This is a genomic window from Pseudomonas sp. BJP69 (genome assembly GCF_007633355.1).
Taxonomy (GTDB): domain Bacteria; phylum Pseudomonadota; class Gammaproteobacteria; order Pseudomonadales; family Pseudomonadaceae; genus Aquipseudomonas; species Aquipseudomonas juntendi.
Genome location: NZ_CP041933.1, coordinates 1,990,957 through 2,011,006, shown reverse-complemented (window position 1 = coordinate 2,011,006; position 20,050 = coordinate 1,990,957). Strand labels below are relative to the sequence as shown.

Genomic DNA, 20,050 nt, shown 5'->3' with positions numbered 1-20,050 from the left:
GCCACGCAGACCCAGTAGGCAGCGTGTAGCGTGTCCATGAGGTTCTCCGGGTGATTAAGAAAGGGATCTGTGGAACCGAATGTCAGTGAGGCCATGCTGTTTAGCTACTTCAAGCAGGCCCTCATAATCCTTTGGCCATCCTTCATCTGGCGATTCACTGCATGCTCCAGATTGAAGCAACGCAAAGCACAATGCTGCATGAGGGGTCAGAGACTGAACCGCTATCTTGGTCACGACACGCTTATTTTTGAAGGTGTAACACAGTGTGCAACTCATTGGCGGCCCTGCGTTGCTCAAGAAGCAGATCCCAGATCTTAGCCCCCCAAAGCATTGCAATAAAGAATTTTATTAGATGGTCTTCAAGCCCAGCTCAGCGGCTCTCTGCGGGGTCAGGTTGCCCTTCTTTACGGCAGCACGTAGTCCCTTCTGGGTGTTCTTGTGGGGCGCCTTGGCCTTATTGGTGTCTACCCACTTACCCGGTTGTTTGCCTTTGGGTAGCTTCAACTGTCCAGCGCAGAGACCCGACAAAGGTTCTGGACGGTGGCATGAAGGAACAAACAGGAAGACTCTACGATTGATTGGGTGATGCCAGTATCAAGCTGGCGCTTGCCCAGCGACGGGCGAATAGGACAGCCCAAATCTGGACCGTCCTCTTTACGGAGTATCTTCACGAAATTTCGGGGAGATGGAACGAATGCAATTTCTGCATCCGTAAGCCGTGCCCCTGCCGGTCCCTCTTTAGGTCCGGTCTTACGGGGCTTCTTTCAGTTGCTCTTAGGCAGCCGTAACGTTCAACACATAGGAGTCTGAGAAACCACCGTCAACGGTTGTCACAGTAATGATTGCCTTGCCTGCCTTGAGAGCCTTAACGGTCCCGGTAGCAGACACAGAGGCCACAGGCTCACCAGCATCATCGGAGTCATCAGAGATGGTCCATACGACATCCTTGTTGGCGGCATTGCTTGGGGCAACGGTCAGGACGTTGGTGTACGAATCACCTACAGCGAGGTTCTTAGAGGCGTCCTTGAAGAACACGACTCTCACCTTCACGGGTGAATTATCGAAGCTGATGCGAGTGATCATCGGAAAGTCCACCATCTCGGTCTGGAGACCATCGGCGGTCAGCTTCACCTTGACCTTGCCGTTAGCCACGATGTCCACCACGGTGCCGATCTCAAAATCCCAACCTTGAGCATTTGCGTTGCGGGTCGCTTGGATCTTCCAGATGTCACCCTCACGGTTCTCACGGTAGCTCAGCGAGGTGAAGTACTTGGGCAGCAAGAACAGGCCATAGTCAGCACCGCTATAAAGCTGCACAGAGGCGCCAATGAGGTCCTCAATGTCACCCACGCCAGCACGCTGGGCAGCACGCTCAAGAACGGCCACGAGGCTCACAGGCAACAGGACCACGAAGTCAGACAACGAGGTGCCTACGGTCTGGTTGATGTGGGTCGTCAAGAGGTCGATAAGATCCTCAGCGATCTCTACGGGCTTGCCGGTTGGCTTGGCCTCAGAGAACATTTCGGTACTTGGAGCGTCCGAGAGGATCTTAGCGATGCTCCCAGCGGCACTAAGCTCGATGTCACGAAGCATCTTGTCAGCGGTCTGAGCCAAGGACCCTACAGTCCAACCGGCCTGAATGTGGTGATCGAGGATGGTTGCACGATGGCTGATGACCAGAGCGGTATCGGTTCGCTCCGTGAAGATCACAGACCCGGCCAGGACTTCGCCTTTGCTGATGGTTTGGTTATCCCAGTTCTTGCGAGGGTCGAAGGTGACGGTACGGTCAGCCATGGCGATGATTTGTTGACCAGTGGCCTCAGAGCCAGCCGGACGGAACTCACAAGGGGTTGCCTCCATGGCAGCCTCTCGCCACTCATCACCGTTCAAATAGTCCTCAGCGGCCTCCACGAGGGCCTGCACATAGACAGACGGATCGGTGGCCGCTTCGGTCTCGCTTCGGATGTCACCAGCGTTGAAGCGGATCGACCCAGCCTCATGGCCCGGAGTGTCGTTGAAAACGGCAGTGGTGTAGGTGGACGGCTTGACGTATTGATTAGGTTTCATGGGAATTGGTCTCCTGAATTAGATTGAATGAAGGTGTGTGCGTGGATTACCAGCCAGCGTTGCCACGGGAGGCAGCGCGCATACGCATACCGTGCTCCTTGATGGCAGCGGCTCGGGCTTCGCGCTGGGCCTTCGCTTCGGCAATCTCACGGGGGGTGTCTTCGCGGCAACGCTCAGCAGCTTCACGCACTTCTTGTAGGCGCTTCTCATGTTCGGCTTTGTTTTCCCGCTTGGTCTCGAAGTAAGTCAGAGCGTCCTCTTGGATGGCCTTGAGGGACAGACCGGCTTCGTCGAAAGCCTTGATCACTCCGAACTTAGCGCCGTTGTTCCGGCCACATTGGGCCATCAGCAAGGGCAGCATTACGTTCTCGACGTACTCACGGCTGAGGGTCTGGCCCGACACAGTTACTTCGTTCTTCAGGACTTTGGTGATGGTGATGTTCATGGGTTTGGATCTCCTATAGGCGACCCTTTGATTCGACCTTGGCGCCATAGACGCGCACGACCAGACGGCCAAGGAGGGAGCCTCATGGGCATCTTCCAAGGTCGATCAAAAGGTTCTGGGGTTTGGGTAGTTATTGCTGATGCGGGATCACAGGACATGGCAAGCCTGAGAGGGCATCTGAAAGGACAACCGTGGCGACGGTCGCTGTGTTACTTGTGGCGAGCTGTGAGGACCACAGGGACGCCTTTGACTACATGGTAGAAGTCGATCAGGTCGAGACTGGTAGCAGTCAGTAGATCCTCAAAGGCCTCCATGTGGAAAGCTCCCAGCCTGTCCGAGACAAACGCCTTGGCTTTCTCTGGGGTTCGATTGATGAAAACATCAAGGGTCTTTAGGTTGAACACAGCGGTTGCTGATCGGCCAGTCATGGCTGACTCGATAGACAGTAACGAATTGGCCTACTCATGACAGAGACCATCGAGTACAAAGTGGAATCGCATAGTGCCTCCTGTATTGGGAAGCCAAGGCAATAGTCATTAATGAATAACAACTATTGACAATGGACTCAAAGGTGATCTTAAAGAGGGATCTTTAGGTATATCTCACAGGGGTCTGGGGATTGCTCTTAGCAATAGTGAGGGTGTCTATAGGTGTAGGGCTATTAACCCTGCTTTGCCTTCATGACCTTCCACTGAGGTGCTCCAATGATTACCCCGTGGGTATCCTTTCGGGCAGCATCGCCAAGGTGACTTTCCCTGATGGTAGCGAGCCAGTGTTGGGCAGCCCGTGCGTTCTCAAAGAAGGCCCGATGGGTAACTCCCCGGATGGTCGTCTTCCCAATGAATCGCTCGCCTTTGGTGTGATGCTTGTCTCTGGTCACGCCAACGGGAAGGTCAGTATCTTTCTTTGGCATCTTGCGACCCTGAAGACCCACCACACGATTGCCCATATTCTCGTGATAGGTCAGCGGTCGCAGATTGTTTGGATGATTGTTGTTCGGATTACCGTCGATATGGTCAATCACAAGCGACTCATCAAACGAGCCGTGAGCCATTCGATAAACGATGCGGGCCTTCTGGACACGGATCTTGTGCTTGGTCTCGCCGTCCATCCAAGTGACTTCTACCTGCTGTCGTAGTGAGCCATTGGTGTAGGAGCCCACAGGGGCACCCTCTACGGTCCCTCTGCGGGTCTTGCCGGGAATGAGTTTAAAGTCACGAGCTACGATCCCTTCGTGGTCGTTGGATAGCTTGTAGCGTGCCTCAAGGACTTCTATCGGTGGTAGCACGCAGGCCATCACGTTGGTGCCTTGAAGGCGAATCTTGGTTGGTGTCGTCATTGGTGGTCTCCCGTGTTGGTGGATTGGTGACTGGGTGTAGTGGCAATAGTGAGGGTTTTAAATCCTACGGCTATGGTCACAGTCAGCTCGACCAACAAATACGGGACCTACAGGGCATCTTGAAGTTTTCTACGGGCACGCTCGTGCGCTCCCGAAGCAAGGCCAGGACTCAACGAGTCGATTAGATTTCACGTAGGAACGCGGTAGAGATGAAGCCGGTCTTGCGGATGGAAGTTAAAAATGGCGTTGCTTGAGTTCTTCAAGCCAGCCACAGCCGCTCGGGCCACCTGAGTCGCCACGAGCAGCAGGTCATGCTCAGGGCGGCCCGCAAGGACTCCAGCTTACAGACTTTTACCGCTTGCCTTTTTAATACTATCGTCAGCCACGGCGCAAATAAACTCAGCAATACTGGAAGAGACGTTCCCACTCCCAAACATGAAATCGCTATCAAACTCGTACTCACCACCAACACTCAAACTTACAAGCTTTCCCATATTATTATTGCAATCCGCAACCGACACATACCACTTATACAATTGTATGTCAGAAGTCTTTGAGTTAACCACTCGCCCTGCTATGAGCGCAACGGCAGCTTTATTTTTAGTCGTAGTAAACTCAAATGAGCCGGGCTTTCCTTCCCATTTAAGACCATCATTGGTTGATCCAAGACTAATCCAATTGGTCCCAGCAGCAGCCGAAAAACTGAGGAAAAGAGAGATAGCACTCACCAATCCGATTGTTCCATTACGCATCTGCAATCTCCTTAAAAACCACAGAACAGTATCATTAAGACATCACTCTGGCGAGAGGAAGACCTCGGTTACTCGCCGAATCTATGAACATCCTCGCGCCAGCCTCAAGGCATCCGTCATGAGCGCCATTGAGGCCGCCGCATTGCCGCCGTAGAGATCGAACGCAAGAGTCCCCGAGCTATGCCCCAAGATGGCCTGAGCTATGCCCACAGACACGCCAGCGGCCTTCAGATCGGACGCCATCGAGTGCCTCAGCGAGTGGAACGACAACCCTTCCCCGGTATTGGTCCCCAATAAGTCACGGATGATCTGATTGGTGAGCTGATCGAAGCCACTTTTAGACTGGGAGAACAACCGCCCTTGGGTCTGCGAGAGCCTCTCAAGGTGATCCTCGGGGATGCCAAGCAACGGCACTGTGCGACGACTGAAAGAGTTCTTCAGGGTCTTCCCGTCCTTGTCATTGATGTCCATAACCCAATGGCCATTAGCCTTATAGATGTCACTGCCCGTGAGCTGGTGAATCTCCCCAATGCGGGCCCCAGTGGCGACCCCAAGAGCAATAACAGATGCCTTCCAGTCCTCCCCGAGGCTGCTCACAGCCCAGTCACGGAGAGCCTTCAGGTGGTCCTTGATGAAGGCTATGCGGTCGCTCTCGGAACCTTTGGCAATGAGCAGCTTCTTGGAGTAGTCACGCTCAATGAGACCCGTAGCCACTGCCCAGCCAACGACAGAGGAAGCATGGGTCATGATCTTGTTAACAGAGGATGGCTTACGTCCATCAGCTAACAGAGCGTCACGAAGGCCCACGAAGGTGGCCCTTGAGTGCTTCGCCATATCGGCGTCCTTGAGATGCCCTGCGATGGTCTTGGTGCAGCTCTCCCAGTTCTTCAAGGTGTTGGCCGACAGGTCCCCGCCCCGCTCAGCCTTGAAGGCGTCATAGAGAGACTGGAAGGTGGCCTTGGTGTCATCAGTAATACAGATAGGGACGGGGACAGGCTCATGCCTATCGACAGGATCGAACTGATAGTCCTTTCCTATAGAAGTCTTAAGGTCTCCCTCAAGTAGCCCCACCAGCTCACGGAGATCCCCTGAGTGGCGCCCCTCAGCAGCCCTCAGAACCCGCTGAGCCATCAAGACAGCCTTCGCCTGGGCTAACCCCATCGGCGTAGTATGAGCGATCTCAGCGAGGTTCTCAGAGACCTCCGACAAGACCAGTCCGTAGGCGTCCCCTTGAGGATTGCCTAAGGCTTCCTCAGCGATGTCCCGAAGGTTGTCCCGTAGTTCCTCCCACGATGCCTCAGGGTTGTCGAGGTGGAACGCCTTGAGGGTCTGTAGGAGGTGCTTGGCAGTAGTCATGGCAGCGGGTCGATTAGCGGTCTTGAGCGAGATCGTACAGGAAGTGTGGCAGCCCTTGAGGCGGACTCGGAGGTGATATCGACCCGAGGCTCTACGGTAGACGTAGGGCACTGCGATTTGTGACACGTTGGGACGATTTGTGACGCTGGATTCAACGGTGTGGATGGTCATTTTGGGTGGAAGCCCCGTGTTGCTTGGCTTTACCCGAGATCAAGGACAGTTGGCAAGAAACTCCACGTTGACTCCTTAAATACCAGCGCCATCACGGCGCGTAACTGTTGCAAGCATACCGGTGCATCTGGCGTGCTGCCAGCGTACGCAAACGCTGGCAACATCTTTCAAACAACCTTTTCAAACGCTTGTATGTTTTTCGTTGACAGCCTCTGTGCCGCGTCCTAACCTCGCAGCAACCTCCTACAGGCCGGAACCTTCCGTGGGCAACCTTTACCTGATCCGACACGGCCAAGCCTCTTTCGGTGCCGCTGACTACGACGTACTTTCGCCAGTGGGCGAACGTCAGAGCCTGGCGCTGGGCGAACACCTGGCCCGACTCGGCGTGCGGCTGGACCGCTGCGTAGCTGGGGACCTGCGCCGCCAGCAGGACACCGCGCGCCTGGCGCTGCAGGCCTTGCACGCCACGGGTTGCCCGGTACCCGCTGTAGAGACCGACGTGGCATTCAACGAGTTCGATGCCGACGGTGTTATCCGGGCCATGCTGCCTGGGCTGCTGCCGGCAGAGCCCGATGCGCTGCAGGTGCTGCGCAACGGTGCCGAGCACCGCAGCGAGTTCCAGCGCCTGTTCGCACTGATGGTGCAGCGCTGGCACGATGGCGAGCACGGCGACGATGACCTGGAAACCTGGCAGGCCTTCACCGGCCGTGTGCACGCCGGCCTGCAACGCGTGCTGGATGCAGCCGGCAGCGGCGACAACATCGCTATCTTCACCTCGGGGGGCACCATTGCTGCCCTGCTCCACCTGGTGACCCGTATCACCCCCAGCCAGGCGTTCGCGCTGAACTGGCAGATCATCAACACGTCGCTCAGCCAGCTGAAGTTTCGCGGCCGCGACGTGGCGTTGGCTTCCTTCAACAGCCAGGCCCATGTGCAGCTGTTGAGGGCGCCGGAGCTTGTCACTTACCGATAGATCCGGCTAGTTATGTCCCTGCGGGGACGTGTAAATCACTCAATAAGGAATGCGCCATGACCTCCGTAGCTGATGCCGTCAAAAAGATGCAAGAGAAGTTCAACCCATCCGCTGCCGCCGGCCTGGACCTGGTGTTCGGCTTCAACATCACCGATGAAGACAAGCACTACGCACTGATCGTCAAGGACGGCACCTGCGAACTGCAGGAAGGTGAAAACCCGGATGCCAACTGCACCCTGGTGATGGACAGCGAAACCCTGAAGGGCATCGTCAGTGGCGAAACCGACGGCATGCAGGCCTTCATGGGCGGCAAGCTGCGCGTAGAAGGCGACATGATGTTGTCGATGAAGTTGAGCGAACTGTTCCCATCCTGAAGGCCGGGAACAGCGCATGATCGAAAACCGAAGCCTGACCGGCTTCGGTTTTTTTTTGCCTGCCCAACCCATCAATGACTGCATCAAGGCAGCTGATCGTACAGCAACACCCCCACCTATTACGCACCTGGGACGCTTGTTCCATAACGGGCAGGCCATTAGATTAGCCAATAGTTCCTGCGATCGAGAATAAGGAAAACGCATGACGCTCACCGACCAGTCCACCCAGGCACGCCCCGGCGAAGAGCTCGACGCGGGCGTCATCGATCCTTATCTGAAGGCCAACATCGCCGGCCTTGATGGCCAGCCCAGCATCAGCCAGTTTCCGGGCGGCGCTTCGAACCTCACCTACCTGGTCAGCTACCCTGGTCGCGACCTGGTGCTGCGCCGCCCGCCGTTCGGCCAGAAGGCCAAGTCCGCCCACGACATGGGCCGCGAGTTCCGCATCCTCAACCAACTGAACAGCGGCTTCCCATACTGCCCAAAGGCCTACGTACACTGCACCGACACCAGCCTGATCGGCAGCGAATTCTATGTGATGGAACGGGTCAAGGGCGTCATCCTGCGCTCGGACATTCCGGCTGAACTCAAGCTGGATGCCGAGCGCACCGAAACCTTGTGCAAAAGCTTCATCGATCGGCTGGTCGAACTGCACCAGGTGGACTACAGCGCCTGCGGCCTGGCCGACCTGGGCAAGCCGGAAGGCTACGTGCAGCGCCAGGTAGAAGGCTGGACCAACCGTTACGAGAAGGCCCTGACACCGGATGCGCCGCACTGGCAACACGTGACCGCCTGGCTGCACGAAAAAATGCCCGCCGACCACCCGCGGCCCGGCATCGTGCACAACGATTACCGCTTCGACAACGTGATCCTCGACGCGGACAACCCTATGCGCATCATCGGCGTACTGGACTGGGAAATGGCCACCCTGGGTGACCCTTTGATGGACCTGGGCAACAGCCTCGCCTACTGGATCGAAGCCGGTGACCCGGCCCCAGTGCAACTCATGCGCCGCCAACCCAGCAATGCACCAGGGATGCTCAGCCGTCGGCAGTTCGTTGACTACTATGCCGAGCGGGCCGGAATTCGCCTGGAAAACTTCGATTTCTACTACTGCTACGGCCTGTTCCGCCTGGCCGGCATCGTCCAGCAGATCTACTACCGCTACTACCACGGCCAGACCCAGGACAAGCGCTTCGCCCAGTTCATCCACATGAACCGCTTGCTGGAACAGATGACCCTGCAGGTCATCGCCAAGTCCAGCCTTTGAGCCCCGCCCACCACGGATCACAAGGAAAACAGCATGCCCAAGACCCACCTGTTCGACCTCGATGGCAAGATTGCCTTCGTTTCCGGCGCTAGCCGTGGCATTGGCGAGGCCATTGCGCACTTGCTGGCGCAGCAAGGCGCCCACGTGATCGTTTCCAGCCGCAAGCTGGAGGGCTGCCAGCAAGTGGCGGACGCCATCACCGCTGCAGGTGGCAAGGCTACGGCGGTGGCCTGCCACATCGGTGAACTGGAGCAGATCCAGCACGTGTTTGCCGGCATCCGCGAGCAGTTCGGGCGCCTGGACGTGCTGGTCAACAACGCCGCCACCAACCCGCAATTCTGCAACGTGCTGGACACCGACGCGGGCGCCTTTCAGAAAACCGTGGACGTCAACATCCGCGGTTACTTCTTCATGTCGGTCGAGGCCGGCAAGCTGATGCGCGAACATGGCGGCGGCAGCATCATCAACGTGGCCTCGATCAACGGGGTTTCGCCAGGCCTGTTTCAGGGTATCTATTCGGTAACCAAGGCAGCGGTCATCAACATGACCAAAGTGTTCGCCAAGGAATGCGCCCAGTTCGGTATCCGCTGCAACGCCCTGCTGCCGGGCCTCACGGACACCAAGTTCGCCTCGGCGCTGGTGAAGAACGATGCCATTCTCAACACGGCCTTGCAGCAGATCCCCCTCAAACGCGTGGCCGACCCCAAGGAGATGGCCGGCGCGGTGCTCTACCTGGCCAGCGATGCCTCCAGCTATACCACCGGCACCGCGCTGAACGTCGACGGTGGTTTTCTGTCCTGATCAGGTTTTGACCGCCACCAGGGTATAGCTCAGGGGCAGGCGTGCGGGCTGTTCGCGAAGGCGATACTCGCCGTCGTCGCCCTTGATCATCTGCCCTGGCAGCGCCTCCCAGGGAATGCTCTGGTGCTCGACCAGCGTGGTCAGGTGCAGGCCGTGGCTCAGCAAGGCACTGATCACCTCGCCAAGACCGTGGTTCCATTCGTGGGTTTCGCTGTGAGCCAGCCGCTGATCGGCTTCGACGTAAGTCTGGTCGCTATGCCACACCGTTGGCTCCTGCTGCTCGAAATAGGGGTATTCGAGCTGCAAGCGGTCCTGGTGGTCCTCGTTGACAGCCATCAGCATGGGGTGGCCATCGCGCAGGAACAGCCGCCCGCCCGGTTTCAGCAAGGCCGCGACGGTACGGGCCCAGGGCTCGATGCGAGGCAGCCAGCAGAGCGCGCCAATACCGGTGTAGACCAGATCGAAGGTGCGCCCTGGCAGCGCCTTGTCAGCCGCGTAAACATCAGACTCGACATACTCGATAGACGTTCTGCAGCGTGCTGCCAACACCCTGGCCTCGGCCAACGAAGCGGCAGAATAGTCCAACCCGCACACCTGTGCGCCAAGGCGGGCCAGGGAGAGGGTGTCGGTGCCGATGTGGCACTGCAGGTGGATCACATCAAGGCCGTCGATATCGCCCAACAATGGCAAATCAAAACGCACGGTGTCGGACAGCCGGTCGCGGTCGCGGACGAGCTGTTCGATTGCGTAGTCCTTCGAGGCAGCATGCAGCGGGGCGCGTTCATCCCAACTGGCACGGTTGAGTTGCAGGGAATGGTCCATGGTGTCTTCCTTGAATGCGAGCAATTGATGCTAGACGCCGCACTCACTGGCCGACAGAACTACCTTGCAAAAAAATGTAAACCAGCTGTCTCTGTCCGCCAAAGGGTAGCCAAATACCCTTACAAGCAGGTCGCTGCCGCTGCCCGGCGCTGCAGCGCCACGCCGTCGTGCTTCTGCGCGTAGTAGTCGACCCGCGTGCCACCGGCCTGCGGGTACACGTCCACGAACGCTTCGGCTTCACGGGTATATACCGTCAACCCACCCTGCTTGCGCGGTTGCAGGTAGCCACTGGCATCGTCACCGAACACCCTCTCTTCCTGCCAGCTGTACTGAATGCACTGGGCCACCAGCTCTGGCGCCTTCCGCGAGTCGAGCTGCGCCGTCGGCTTGCCGCCGCGGGCAGTGTCCATGGTCGCAGCAGCACAACCAACCAGCATCAGCGCCGCAGCCATCGGCAGAATCGCACGCATGTTCCATCCTCGGGGGTTTGAAAAAGAAGCGACTCTAGCATTGGCACGCAGCGCGAGTGAATTGTCACGCGTATTCCGCTGTCGCAGACAATACAAGCCGTCATAAGGACATTGCCATGAAACTGCACTATCTACTGTTCGCCGCCCTGCCCTGCCTGCCATTGGCTGCCACCGCTGCCCCCTCGAGCGAAGAAAGCGTCACCGCCCCGGAAACCCACAACCGCGAGCTGAAGGTCGGTGACAAAGCGCCAGACCAGTACAAGCGTGACGAGGAAGCCATCAAGAACTGGAAAGCCAAGGGCCTGCCACAGCCTGAGAAGGAAAGCCACTGGGTGCGCATGGGCGATCACTATGTGCTGATACAGATTACCAACGGCGTGGTGCTGGCCATTCAGCCTGCGCCCTGATTCAACCCGCTGCGTCCAGCGCCACCATGTGCACGCTGTCGCGCCCGGCGGCCTTGGCCTGGTAAAGCGCCGCATCGGCCTGCGCCAGCAGGCTGGCGGTGCTGTCTTTGTTCCCCGGCACACCGCACCACAGGCCAACGCTGAAACGTAGCTCGATGTGGTCACCGGCAAACCGGGCCGGGCTGCGCGCAATGGCCTCGCGCAGCCCTTGCACGGCAGTCAGCGCCCCGGCGCGGTCGGTAGCAGGCAGCAGCAACAGAAACTCCTCTCCACCGTAACGCCCGAGGCTATCGCCCTGGCGCAGGCGTTGCTGCAACTGGCGTACGCAATGGCACAACACTTCGTCACCGGCCAAGTGCCCATACAAGTCGTTGATGCGCTTGAAATGGTCGATATCGATCATCGCCACCGCAAGGCTCGCCTGCTGCCCGCGTGCGCGGTCCAGTTCGCTGGCAAAGCGCTCGAGAATCGCCCGACGGTTGAGGGTACCGGTGAGCACATCATGCAAGGCCAGGTGCTGCAGGCGCGATTCACTGCGCTCCTTGGCCATCAGCACCAGCCCGATCGAATACATCATTACCGTCACGGTGCCAATGGCTACCGAGATGCTCTGTTTCAGGTTGCTGGTGTCATAGCGCATTTCCACAGCCGTGCCATTGGCCACCGCAACCACCCGCATGCCCAGGCCCACCAGGCTGATCAGCGCACCGATCTCCAGCAGCAGGTGCGCTTTGCCCGGTCGTTCGCCATGGCGCCATGCCCAATAAAGGATCAGCGCACATTGCAACATCAGCACCAGGGTCGCCAGCAACATGCGCGGCTCCAGGGTATCGAGCAGCAGCATCAACCCCACCAGCATGAACGCCGGGATGATGAAAATGACCCGCCAGGGCACTACCCGCTCGCGCACACGGAACAAGCTGGCCGTATAGAAGGCCAGCGCCAGCGAAAGCAGGCTGTTGCCCAGCCCGTAGCTGAGCCACAGGGGGGCCTGGGCGTAAAGGGTGTAGCAGACGTAAGCCAGCGCGTGCACCAGCAACCCGCAACCGGTGAGCATCAGGTTGTCACGGCGGTTGCCGTGCCCGACCAGCAACAGGCAGAACGCCAGGATGGTGGCAACCAAAGCAACAGCGGCGAACAAGGTAGGGGTATGCGCGATCATCATGATTCACTGAATGGCAGAATGCCGTCTTGGCTGCGGCTTACCGTGCAGTCTAGAGCCGCCACGGGCGCCCGGCCATGACCGTACGGGACAGAACAGCAACCGAGAAGCACGTGGAAGATCGTGGATAGCACAAATTTTTGTCCGCCCAGGAAACCAAATGGATCGATCCGGGTCTCACAGAGTGTGCGGTAAACCTTTGTGGATCAAGGACCTATCTCGTGACAAACCGTCTTGCAAGCCTTTCGCTGGTTGCTGTTGTACTGCTGACTGCAGGATGCCACAGCCATCGCTACCATGACGACGATGGCTGGCGTGATCGCGACCGTGACCATCGCCACCACCGGCATGACCGCGACGATGACGACCGTCAATACCGCGGCGACCGCTACTAACGCTGAAGCGGCTACAGCCCCGGCTCGCCGCCGTTCAGGCGGCACCTTAACCTGGTGAAATTTTCGAGGTTCATATCATGCGTCTGACTCTGCCTTCCGTTGCCCTTGGCCTGCTGCTGTGCCAAGGCGCTTTCGCCGGTGATGGTACTGCCGCCATCGGCGGTGGCCTGGGTGGCGTACTGGGTAATGTGGTTGGTCAGCAACTGGGCGGCAAGACCGGCGCAGCCATTGGTGCTGGCGTTGGCGGCGCAGCAGGCAGTGCGGTAGGGGCTCGCAAGGGCAACCGTACCGAAGCGGCGCTGGGCGGCGGCCTGGGCTCGGCGGGCGGCTCATTGCTGGGCGGTGCCGTTGGCGGGCAGACCGGCTCGACTGTAGGCGCAGGCCTGGGTGGCGCCGCCGGGGGCGCCTTGGGCAACCATCTAGGCGACGACGACCGTGGCGGCAAGAAGCACCGCCGGCACCGTCACTGACCAGCCGAGCTGGACGGGGCCGCTGACGCCGATCGGCAGCAGCGGCCTTAAACCCTGCAGTACATCAACACCCCCTTCACCGCAAGGTGGCACACTGGCTGCTACTGTCTAACGTGCCCCTGCGTGAAGGAACACCCCCTCCCCATGAACCAAGAGTTGCTTTGGGTGCTTGGCCTGCTGGCCATCGTCATTGTCCTGTTCGTCATCAACCGCCCACGCATGGACGTGGTTGCGCTGATGGTGATCCTTGCCCTGCCGCTGCTGGGCATCCTCAGCGTGGAGCAGGCACTGGCCGGCTTCAGCGACCCCAATGTGGTGCTGATCGCCGCCTTGTTCGTGATCGGCGAGGGCTTGGTCCGCACCGGCATTGCCTACCGCATTGGCGAGTGGATGAGCGAGCGGGCCGGCAACAGCGAGGCGCGCCTGCTGGTGCTGCTGATGGTGGCGGTAGCCGGCCTGGGCTCGATCATGAGTTCCACAGGCGTGGTCGCCATTTTCATCCCGGTGGTGCTGAGCATTGCCGCGCGCCTGCAGCTCTCGCCCAGCCGCCTGATGATGCCGCTGGCCTTCGCCGGCCTGATCAGCGGCATGCTCAGCCTGGTCGCCACGCCACCCAACGTAGTGGTGCACAGCGAGCTGGTACGCCATGGCCACGCCGGCTTCAGCTTCTTCAGTTTCACCCCCTTCGGCCTGGTGGTGCTGGTGCTGGGTGTCGGCTACATGCTACTGACCCGCAACTGGCTCAATGGCGAAGTGCGCAAGGACGGCCGCGTGGAAAGCCGCCGCACCCTGCTGGACCTGGTACTGGACTACAAGCTCAATGGGCGCGAGCGGCGCTTGCGCATCCGCCCCCACTCGCCGCTGATCGGCCATACCCTTGGCGAACTGGAACTGCGTACGCGGCATGGCGCCAACGTGATCGGTATCGAGCGCCAGCACAAGTTCACCACCCGGGTCATCACCGCCGATTCCAACACGGTGCTGCACCAGGGCGACGTGCTGCTGCTCGACCTGTTCGCCAACCATGACAACCTGCGTAGCCTGTGCCAGACCATGCAACTGGAGCCCCTGCACTTCAAGGCGGCTTATTTCATCGACCAATCCCAGGAACTGGGCATGGCCGAGGTGTCGCTGCCGCCTGGCTCGCAGCTGATCGGTAAAAGCATCCTTGAACTGGCGTTCCGTACCCGCTATGACCTCAACGTGGTCGGCCTGCGCCGCGAGCAAGCGGCGATTGAAGACCAGTTGGTAGAAGAAAAGCTGCGCCTTGGCGACACCCTGCTGGTAGTCGGCCCGTGGAAGGCTGTGCGCCTGCTGCAGGGCAAACCCAAGGACTTCCTGGTACTGAGCCTGCCTGCAGAGATCGACCAGGTAGCACCAGCCCGCACTCGCGCACCGCAGGCGTTGCTGAGCCTGGCAGTCATGGTGGGGCTGATGGTCAGCGGCGTGGTACCCAATGTCATCGCCGCGCTGATCGGCTGCCTGCTGATGGGCGCAGGCCGTTGCATCGACATGAACAGCGCCTACCGCGCCATCCACTGGCAGAGCCTGGTGCTGATCGTGGGCATGCTGCCATTTGCCCAGGCACTGCAGAAAACCGGCGGCATCGACCTGGCCGTGGGCGGCCTGGTCAGCGTGCTGGGCGGAGCCGGCCCCAGTGCCATTCTGGCCTGCCTGTTTGCGGTTACCGCGGTGATCGGCCTGTTCATCTCCAACACCGCCACGGCCGTGCTGATGGCACCCGTTGCGGTCAGCACGGCGGCGCAGCTGGGCATGTCGCCCTACCCGTTTGCCATGACCGTGGCGCTGGCTGCATCGGCGGCGTTCATGACGCCGGTGTCTTCGCCGGTCAACACGTTGGTGCTGGGCCCGGGCCAATACCGCTTCGCCGATTTCGTCAAGATCGGTGTGCCGTTCACCGTGCTGGTGATGCTGGTCACCGTGCTGATGGTGCCGTGGTTCTTCGGCCTGCAGTAAAAACGCCAAGCAGTAGCGGCAATTTGGCATTATTACGACCGGCCGCGGCAGATTGACATCAACTGCCATGACGAAACACACTGCCGAGCAAAGTCCCAGGTGCTACAAGGCGTTGTCCTGGATTTCGTCTCCGCTTGCCGGTCGAGCCCATGGTTTTCCCAGCCCCATCGCGCCTGTTGCCCTACGTTGCTCTGCTATGCCTGACCTTCGGCCTTACCTTGGGCGGCATTCTTGCGCGCCCGATCGAATCCCTGTCATTGTTCTGGCCTGTGAATGCGGTACTGGCCGGCGTGTTGCTGCGGCACCCGCGCCAAGCCACGCTGGCCGGCTTCAGCCTGGTGTGGCTGGCCATGGTCGGCGCCGACCTGCTGTGCGGCAGCGCCTGGCTGCCCGCACTGTGGTTCAACCTGTGCAATCTAGGTGTCGTGGTCACTCTCTGGCTGCTACTGTCGCGCCTGCCCCGTGTGCACCGGCGCTTGCGCACCCCCCAGGGTGTACTCAGCGTGTTCGCCGCCTGTGCCGCCGGCGCCGTGGTCGCGGCCAGCATGGCAGCAGCCATGGCCGCGCCCTGGTTTGAACAGTCCCTTGGCGCCACTTGGCGGGCGTGGTTCAGCGAACAGTTCTCGACCAGTGTGCTGATCCTGCCCGTACTGCTCACTGCACCCTCGATGCGAGCCCTTATACGCGGTGGCGCGCAGCCTGTACGGCTGGCACCACTGCTGGGGCTGCTGGCCTCACTGGCGTTCAGCATTGCCTTCGGCGGCCCTGGCGCCATCGCCTTCCCCATCGCCGCACTGCTGTGGTGTGCCTGGACCTACTCGCCGTTTCTGGTGTCGCTGCTGGCGCTTACCGCTGGGAGTACGCTGATCGTGGCCGTGGCACAAAACCTCATGCATTTCAGCGTGCCGCAAAGTGCGCCGGGGGTGACGACACTGTTGTCCGCGCGCCTGGGCATTGCCATGCTGGTGCTCGGGCCGCTGGTGGTGGCCTGCGTCAGCCACGCCAACCGCAGCCTTATGGCCCGCTTGGCCCACCAGGCTACCATCGACCACCTCACCGGCGCGCTCTCCCGCAGCGCCTTCACCCGCCGCGCCAACGCGCTGCTGGACAGCCGGCAACACGCCCAGGCACTGCCACTGACCCTGATGATGCTGGATATCGACCATTTCAAGTCGATCAACGACGCCCATGGCCATGCCGTGGGCGACCAGGTGTTGCGCCAGTTCGCCGGCGCCCTGCAAGACCAGTTGCACAACAATGAACTGTTTGCCCGCCTGGGCGGCGAGGAGTTCGTTGTGGTGATGCCAGGCCTTGCGCCCGAGCGGGCCACGTTCACCGCCGAACGGCTGCGTCGTGCCGTGCAGGACCTGCACGTGGTCCAGGACGACAAATGCCTGCAAATTACGGTCAGCATTGGCGTGGCCGGCTGCGAAGCGCACATGCCGTCACCCAGCCTGGACCTGCTGCTGGCCAGCGCCGACCAGGCACTGTACCGGGCCAAGGCCCACGGCCGCAACTGTGTGGAGCATGCCGACCCGCAGCGCCAGGTGGTGTGAGTCAGCCGACGAACACATCCCACGACAGCTTGGCGATCAGCACGCACAACAGCACCAGGAACAGCCCGCGAACGAAGCCCGCGCCCTTGCGCACGGCCAGCCAGGTGCCGGTCAACGCGCCAAGGATATTGCACAGGGCCATGGGCAGGGCGATGGCGTACAGCACGTTGCCCGACGGCACGAAAAACACCAGCGCCGCCAGGTTGGTGGCAATGTTCACGACCTTGGCCGAGGCCGATGCGTGCAGGAAATCCAGGGCGAAGAAGCGGATGAACAGGAAGATCAGGAAGCTGCCGGTGCCAGGGCCGAACAGGCCATCGTAGAAACCGATCGCCCCACCGATCAGCACTGCCAGGCATTGCTCCTTGCGGCCGATCCGGGCCGGTTTGTGCAGGGTGCCGAAGTCTTTCTTGCAGAACGTGTACACCGCCATCAGCACGATCAGCACCAACACCGCCGGGCGCATTACCCCCGGCGGCAGCAGCGACACCGTGGCAGCACCGGCGAACGACATGACAAAGGCGCTGACCGCCGCGGGCACGATCAAGCCCCAGTCCAACGTGACCTTGCGGATGAACGAACGCGCTGCGAAGGCCGTGCCACACACCGAAGCCAGCTTGTTGCTGCCTAGCAATGCCGCCGGTTGCGCGGTGGGTAGCACGTTGAACAACGCGGGAATCTGGATCAAGCCGCCGCCGCCCACGGCCGCATCGATCAGGCCGGCGGCGAAGGCGAATACAGAAAGTACAGCGATATCCATCATGACGCGGTTCCAGGCAGTGGGTACAGGTGCAAGGCTAACCAAAAGGGCGTGGCTGTGTTGAAATGCCATATTGCGAAAACTGCAACAAGGAGCAGGGCATGGCATTGGACATGCTGCGGGAAATTCAGGCGTTCGTCAGCGTCGCGCACAAGCGCAGCTTTGTCGCCGCGGCCCGGGCGTTAGGGCGTTCGCCCAGCGCGGTTACACGCGCGGTACAAACCCTGGAAGACAACGCCGGGAGCAAGTTGCTGAACCGCAACGCCAATGCGGTCACCCTGACGGCAGCGGGCGAACGCTTGCTGCCGCACGCCGAGCGCTTGCTGGATGTGCAACGCGATGCAGCCGACGAACTGGCTGCGCTCAGCGGGAACGCACAAGGCTGGATCCGCTTCGCCGTGCCGCAACTGGTGGCCGAACACCTGTTGCCCCAGGTGCTCGCAGATTTTTCCCGTCGCCACCCCCAAGTCACGCTGGATGTGCAGTACAGCGACGAAGCGCTCGACCCACTGCTGGGCAAGTTGGATTTCGCAGTACGCGGCGCCTTCCCGCAGTCCAGCGAACTGATCGGCTATCCGCTTTGGCCCTACCAGCGGCACTTGTATGCGAGCCCGGCGTACCTGGCCTTGGCCGGTACGCCGGCGCATCCCGAACAGCTGGAAGGCCACTCGCTGATCCTGCATACCGCACCGCGCATCCTCAAAGCCTGGCACTTTTGCCGCGATGGCCAGATCACCAGCGTGCGGCCCAGGCCGCGGTTGCGCCTGGCCTCGGGCACTGCGGTGTACCACGGCGCCCTGGCGGGTGCCGGTATCGCGCGCCTGGCAGCCTGGGTAGGCGAGGCGCAGGTCAAGGCCGGGCGCCTGGTGCGGGTATGCGCGCCATACCGCCTGACCTCCAGCACTGGCCAGGACCCGCAGATGCACGCGGTATACCCGGCTGGCGACCTGCCCGCCCGGGTGCGCGACTTGCTGATAGCCCTGCGCCAGGCCGGCCGGGCGCCATGAACAGCCCTTCGAAAAGGCTGTTCAATTTCTGCTCAATTTAACAGAGCCCGCCACCGGCATGGCTTACAGCACTTTATCCACAGACCTACCCACGTTTTTTGTGGACAGATTTCCCAACGCAAAGAATGACTTATCCCACACCCAGCAATGCCGCATTGGCCAGCTTTACCAGCTCGATCCACTCTGACGTGCTGATATCCCCAGCCTGCTCCAGCGCTTGTGCATTACGCAGCGCCTGCTCGTAACCCTGCTCATCCAACGTGCCCTCGGCGAGGAAACGGCTACGCCACTCCAGGGCGGCGCAGGCGCCTTTCTTGCATTCCATTAATGTGTCGACTCCCAGCGGAAAAGGCCGACCCGAATGAGCGGCGGCGGGAGACTACACGAGGTATTAATGCTTGAAAATGCCATGCAGCGACCGCTGGTCCAGCGATGCTGAGGAAGGGAATAGTGGCTATTTGCCAGGAAATTGGGCCCGAACTTGAAGTAGACGGGCCGCGCAGAAAAAACCGATCACCCTCAGCTTGGCGGAATGGTGCCAAGCAGACCGATCAGAATAGTGAGTAGCAGAAAACCCCCCAGGAACAGCGCCAGCTTGCCCATTGGAACCTCGACAGTTGTGAAGCGGGAATGGGCGTATTGTCGGGCCTGGGCTGATACGGTTACAGATTCAGGTTGGCGCAAAAAAAGCGTATCAGATGCAGCGCACGGCACGTGGCAGCGTTGGGGCGCCCCTCAGCCCAATTGCTGAAGCTTCTCTGCCGGTAACCAGCCCAGCTCGCCGTTGCCATGGCGCCGACACCACAGCCACCCATTGAGCGGCCGCACCATCTCCACCAGTTGCCCCGGGTCGGCGTCCAGTTCGTGCGCACAGTAATGATCGAGCGCCCGCCCCTGGCAAACGCTGAGCCGTTCAATCAGCTGCGCGGGCACCCAGCCGGGCTCCTGGCCGGTGCAACTGCACAAATACCAGTCCTGCCAGCCAGGCTCGCCTTCATAGCGCGGGCCAATCTCCAGCAAAGTGCCTTTGGCAAAGCGGATAGGCCGCGGGTACTCACTGCGGTGGGATTCGATCACAACGTAGTGCATGGGCCTCTCCTTGGCCGGAAAACCTTCGCGCCAAGCTCAGGCGGCAGATACCGCCCGTCATCGGCGCATGTATGGGGCGACAACGGCAATGATACATACCAAATGCCACGGTGTTTCCTGCGGCATGCAGAGCATTGTGACAGCCCCTGTTTTGCAGAAGTTGCACCGGCTCTGGGTAGGTCCCGCGCAGGTCGCTGAAGGCCCGGCACCTGCTGGGTGTGCAAGGTAAGTGCAACATAACATTTCCAAAGCTGATCGAGCCCTGCGCAGTGGGCCTGCCGAGGGAGAACCGGCCCAACCCAGCGGATACTGGATGCCAGACGGCACGTGGCGACATATACAGAAATGCATCTTGTAGGAAACTTTACCGCTCAATGTAGGAAATAC

21 protein-coding genes are annotated in these 20,050 nt (G+C 60.1%); 10 read left to right on the top strand and 11 right to left on the bottom strand.

Annotated features, from left to right (window positions below; genetic code table 11):
* Positions 1 to 774 precede the first annotated feature (774 nt).
* From FPB55_RS09215 to FPB55_RS09195, 5 genes are all read right to left on the bottom strand, one after another.
* On the bottom strand, positions 775 to 2,067 hold the full coding sequence (locus FPB55_RS09215; protein WP_060517190.1) for an Ig-like domain-containing protein: 1,293 nt from the start codon (positions 2,065 to 2,067) through the stop codon (positions 775 to 777).
* Positions 2,068 to 2,113: 46 nt separating this feature from the next.
* A complete protein-coding gene (locus FPB55_RS09210) occupies positions 2,114 to 2,512 on the bottom strand; it encodes a hypothetical protein (RefSeq protein WP_144188025.1) in 399 nt (132 codons plus the stop codon).
* Positions 2,513 to 3,173: 661 nt separating this feature from the next.
* The gene (locus tag FPB55_RS09205; protein WP_060517184.1) at positions 3,174 to 3,851 is read right to left on the bottom strand and encodes an HNH endonuclease; all 678 of its coding nucleotides are present in this window, start codon (positions 3,849 to 3,851) and stop codon (positions 3,174 to 3,176) included.
* A 341-nt stretch (positions 3,852 to 4,192) separates the two neighbouring features.
* Entirely contained in the window at positions 4,193 to 4,603 is a 411-nt protein-coding gene (locus FPB55_RS09200; RefSeq protein ID WP_060517182.1) for a hypothetical protein, read from the bottom strand.
* An 81-nt stretch (positions 4,604 to 4,684) separates the two neighbouring features.
* Complete coding sequence (locus FPB55_RS09195; RefSeq protein WP_060517180.1) at positions 4,685 to 5,959, bottom strand: tyrosine-type recombinase/integrase; 1,275 nt, start codon at positions 5,957 to 5,959, stop codon at positions 4,685 to 4,687.
* 433 nt (positions 5,960 to 6,392) lie between these two features.
* Here FPB55_RS09195 and FPB55_RS09190 point away from each other — a divergent pair, with 433 nt between their 5' ends.
* The 4 genes from FPB55_RS09190 to FPB55_RS09175 all read left to right on the top strand — a co-directional run bounded on the left by FPB55_RS09190 (position 6,393) and on the right by FPB55_RS09175 (position 9,548).
* Complete coding sequence (locus FPB55_RS09190; RefSeq protein WP_009682122.1) at positions 6,393 to 7,103, top strand: histidine phosphatase family protein; 711 nt, start codon at positions 6,393 to 6,395, stop codon at positions 7,101 to 7,103.
* Between the two features lie 56 nt (positions 7,104 to 7,159).
* Positions 7,160 to 7,477, top strand: a complete 318-nt coding sequence (locus FPB55_RS09185; protein ID WP_009682121.1) for an SCP2 sterol-binding domain-containing protein — start codon at positions 7,160 to 7,162, stop codon at positions 7,475 to 7,477.
* A 202-nt stretch (positions 7,478 to 7,679) separates the two neighbouring features.
* Positions 7,680 to 8,747: a phosphotransferase family protein gene (locus tag FPB55_RS09180; RefSeq protein ID WP_009682120.1), complete on the top strand. Its 1,068-nt coding sequence runs from the start codon at positions 7,680 to 7,682 to the stop codon at positions 8,745 to 8,747.
* Between the two features lie 33 nt (positions 8,748 to 8,780).
* Positions 8,781 to 9,548, top strand: a complete 768-nt coding sequence (locus FPB55_RS09175; RefSeq protein ID WP_047149840.1) for an SDR family oxidoreductase — start codon at positions 8,781 to 8,783, stop codon at positions 9,546 to 9,548.
* On the opposite strand, the gene FPB55_RS09170 is transcribed toward FPB55_RS09175, so the two are convergent.
* Together FPB55_RS09170 and FPB55_RS09165 are read right to left on the bottom strand one after the other, a co-directional pair.
* Entirely contained in the window at positions 9,549 to 10,370 is an 822-nt protein-coding gene (locus tag FPB55_RS09170; protein ID WP_009682117.1) for a class I SAM-dependent methyltransferase, read from the bottom strand.
* Positions 10,371 to 10,489: 119 nt separating this feature from the next.
* Positions 10,490 to 10,840, bottom strand: a complete 351-nt coding sequence (locus FPB55_RS09165) for a hypothetical protein (RefSeq protein WP_009682116.1) — start codon at positions 10,838 to 10,840, stop codon at positions 10,490 to 10,492.
* Positions 10,841 to 10,956: 116 nt separating this feature from the next.
* Here FPB55_RS09165 and FPB55_RS09160 point away from each other — a divergent pair, with 116 nt between their 5' ends.
* Positions 10,957 to 11,247 carry an RcnB family protein gene (locus FPB55_RS09160; protein ID WP_144188023.1) on the top strand — a complete coding sequence of 97 codons (291 nt, stop codon included), beginning with the start codon at positions 10,957 to 10,959 and terminating at the stop codon, positions 11,245 to 11,247.
* A 1-nt stretch (position 11,248) separates the two neighbouring features.
* On the opposite strand, the gene FPB55_RS09155 is transcribed toward FPB55_RS09160, so the two are convergent.
* Positions 11,249 to 12,409, bottom strand: a complete 1,161-nt coding sequence (locus FPB55_RS09155; protein WP_144189613.1) for a diguanylate cyclase — start codon at positions 12,407 to 12,409, stop codon at positions 11,249 to 11,251.
* Between the two features lie 221 nt (positions 12,410 to 12,630).
* On the opposite strand from FPB55_RS09155, the gene FPB55_RS26205 reads away from it, so the two are divergent.
* The 4 genes from FPB55_RS26205 (at position 12,631) to FPB55_RS09140 (ending at position 16,807) form a co-directional block, all read left to right on the top strand.
* Positions 12,631 to 12,804 carry a hypothetical protein gene (locus FPB55_RS26205; RefSeq protein ID WP_165944143.1) on the top strand — a complete coding sequence of 58 codons (174 nt, stop codon included), beginning with the start codon at positions 12,631 to 12,633 and terminating at the stop codon, positions 12,802 to 12,804.
* 77 nt (positions 12,805 to 12,881) lie between these two features.
* Positions 12,882 to 13,274 carry a glycine zipper domain-containing protein gene (locus FPB55_RS09150; RefSeq protein WP_009682112.1) on the top strand — a complete coding sequence of 131 codons (393 nt, stop codon included), beginning with the start codon at positions 12,882 to 12,884 and terminating at the stop codon, positions 13,272 to 13,274.
* Between the two features lie 144 nt (positions 13,275 to 13,418).
* Complete coding sequence (locus FPB55_RS09145) at positions 13,419 to 15,251, top strand: SLC13 family permease (RefSeq protein WP_029884999.1); 1,833 nt, start codon at positions 13,419 to 13,421, stop codon at positions 15,249 to 15,251.
* Between the two features lie 134 nt (positions 15,252 to 15,385).
* A complete protein-coding gene (locus tag FPB55_RS09140; protein ID WP_144188021.1) occupies positions 15,386 to 16,807 on the top strand; it encodes a GGDEF domain-containing protein in 1,422 nt (473 codons plus the stop codon).
* Between the two features lies 1 nt (position 16,808).
* Here the strand turns inward: FPB55_RS09140 and FPB55_RS09135 are convergent, their stop codons facing one another.
* A complete protein-coding gene (locus tag FPB55_RS09135) occupies positions 16,809 to 17,570 on the bottom strand; it encodes a TSUP family transporter (RefSeq protein WP_009682109.1) in 762 nt (253 codons plus the stop codon).
* Between the two features lie 98 nt (positions 17,571 to 17,668).
* On the opposite strand from FPB55_RS09135, the gene FPB55_RS09130 reads away from it, so the two are divergent.
* Positions 17,669 to 18,574, top strand: a complete 906-nt coding sequence (locus tag FPB55_RS09130) for a LysR family transcriptional regulator (RefSeq protein ID WP_144188019.1) — start codon at positions 17,669 to 17,671, stop codon at positions 18,572 to 18,574.
* A gap of 130 nt (positions 18,575 to 18,704) precedes the next feature.
* Here the strand turns inward: FPB55_RS09130 and FPB55_RS09125 are convergent, their stop codons facing one another.
* Both FPB55_RS09125 and FPB55_RS09115 read right to left on the bottom strand, forming a co-directional pair.
* Positions 18,705 to 18,899: a hypothetical protein gene (locus tag FPB55_RS09125; protein ID WP_029885002.1), complete on the bottom strand. Its 195-nt coding sequence runs from the start codon at positions 18,897 to 18,899 to the stop codon at positions 18,705 to 18,707.
* A gap of 410 nt (positions 18,900 to 19,309) precedes the next feature.
* Positions 19,310 to 19,663, bottom strand: coding sequence for an SH3 domain-containing protein (locus FPB55_RS09115; protein WP_009682106.1), 354 nt, complete (start codon positions 19,661 to 19,663; stop codon positions 19,310 to 19,312).
* Positions 19,664 to 20,050: the final 387 nt, after the last annotated feature.

What these genes read in the sequence shown, in the direction of transcription:
- FPB55_RS09215 (WP_060517190.1), bottom strand. Translation starts at nt 2,067, where the DNA reads ATGAAACCTAATCAATACGTCAAGCCGTCCACCTACACCACTGCCGTT.
- FPB55_RS09210 (WP_144188025.1), bottom strand. Translation starts at nt 2,512, where the DNA reads ATGAACATCACCATCACCAAAGTCCTGAAGAACGAAGTAACTGTGTCG.
- FPB55_RS09205 (WP_060517184.1), bottom strand. Translation starts at nt 3,851, where the DNA reads ATGACGACACCAACCAAGATTCGCCTTCAAGGCACCAACGTGATGGCC.
- FPB55_RS09200 (WP_060517182.1), bottom strand. Translation starts at nt 4,603, where the DNA reads ATGCGTAATGGAACAATCGGATTGGTGAGTGCTATCTCTCTTTTCCTC.
- FPB55_RS09195 (WP_060517180.1), bottom strand. Translation starts at nt 5,959, where the DNA reads ATGACTACTGCCAAGCACCTCCTACAGACCCTCAAGGCGTTCCACCTC.
- FPB55_RS09185 (WP_009682121.1), top strand. Translation starts at nt 7,160, where the DNA reads ATGACCTCCGTAGCTGATGCCGTCAAAAAGATGCAAGAGAAGTTCAAC.
- FPB55_RS09180 (WP_009682120.1), top strand. Translation starts at nt 7,680, where the DNA reads ATGACGCTCACCGACCAGTCCACCCAGGCACGCCCCGGCGAAGAGCTC.
- FPB55_RS09175 (WP_047149840.1), top strand. Translation starts at nt 8,781, where the DNA reads ATGCCCAAGACCCACCTGTTCGACCTCGATGGCAAGATTGCCTTCGTT.
- FPB55_RS09170 (WP_009682117.1), bottom strand. Translation starts at nt 10,370, where the DNA reads ATGGACCATTCCCTGCAACTCAACCGTGCCAGTTGGGATGAACGCGCC.
- FPB55_RS09165 (WP_009682116.1), bottom strand. Translation starts at nt 10,840, where the DNA reads ATGCGTGCGATTCTGCCGATGGCTGCGGCGCTGATGCTGGTTGGTTGT.
- FPB55_RS09160 (WP_144188023.1), top strand. Translation starts at nt 10,957, where the DNA reads ATGAAACTGCACTATCTACTGTTCGCCGCCCTGCCCTGCCTGCCATTG.
- FPB55_RS09155 (WP_144189613.1), bottom strand. Translation starts at nt 12,409, where the DNA reads ATGATCGCGCATACCCCTACCTTGTTCGCCGCTGTTGCTTTGGTTGCC.
- FPB55_RS09150 (WP_009682112.1), top strand. Translation starts at nt 12,882, where the DNA reads ATGCGTCTGACTCTGCCTTCCGTTGCCCTTGGCCTGCTGCTGTGCCAA.
- FPB55_RS09145 (WP_029884999.1), top strand. Translation starts at nt 13,419, where the DNA reads ATGAACCAAGAGTTGCTTTGGGTGCTTGGCCTGCTGGCCATCGTCATT.
- FPB55_RS09135 (WP_009682109.1), bottom strand. Translation starts at nt 17,570, where the DNA reads ATGATGGATATCGCTGTACTTTCTGTATTCGCCTTCGCCGCCGGCCTG.
- FPB55_RS09130 (WP_144188019.1), top strand. Translation starts at nt 17,669, where the DNA reads ATGGCATTGGACATGCTGCGGGAAATTCAGGCGTTCGTCAGCGTCGCG.
- FPB55_RS09125 (WP_029885002.1), bottom strand. Translation starts at nt 18,899, where the DNA reads ATGGAATGCAAGAAAGGCGCCTGCGCCGCCCTGGAGTGGCGTAGCCGT.
- FPB55_RS09115 (WP_009682106.1), bottom strand. Translation starts at nt 19,663, where the DNA reads ATGCACTACGTTGTGATCGAATCCCACCGCAGTGAGTACCCGCGGCCT.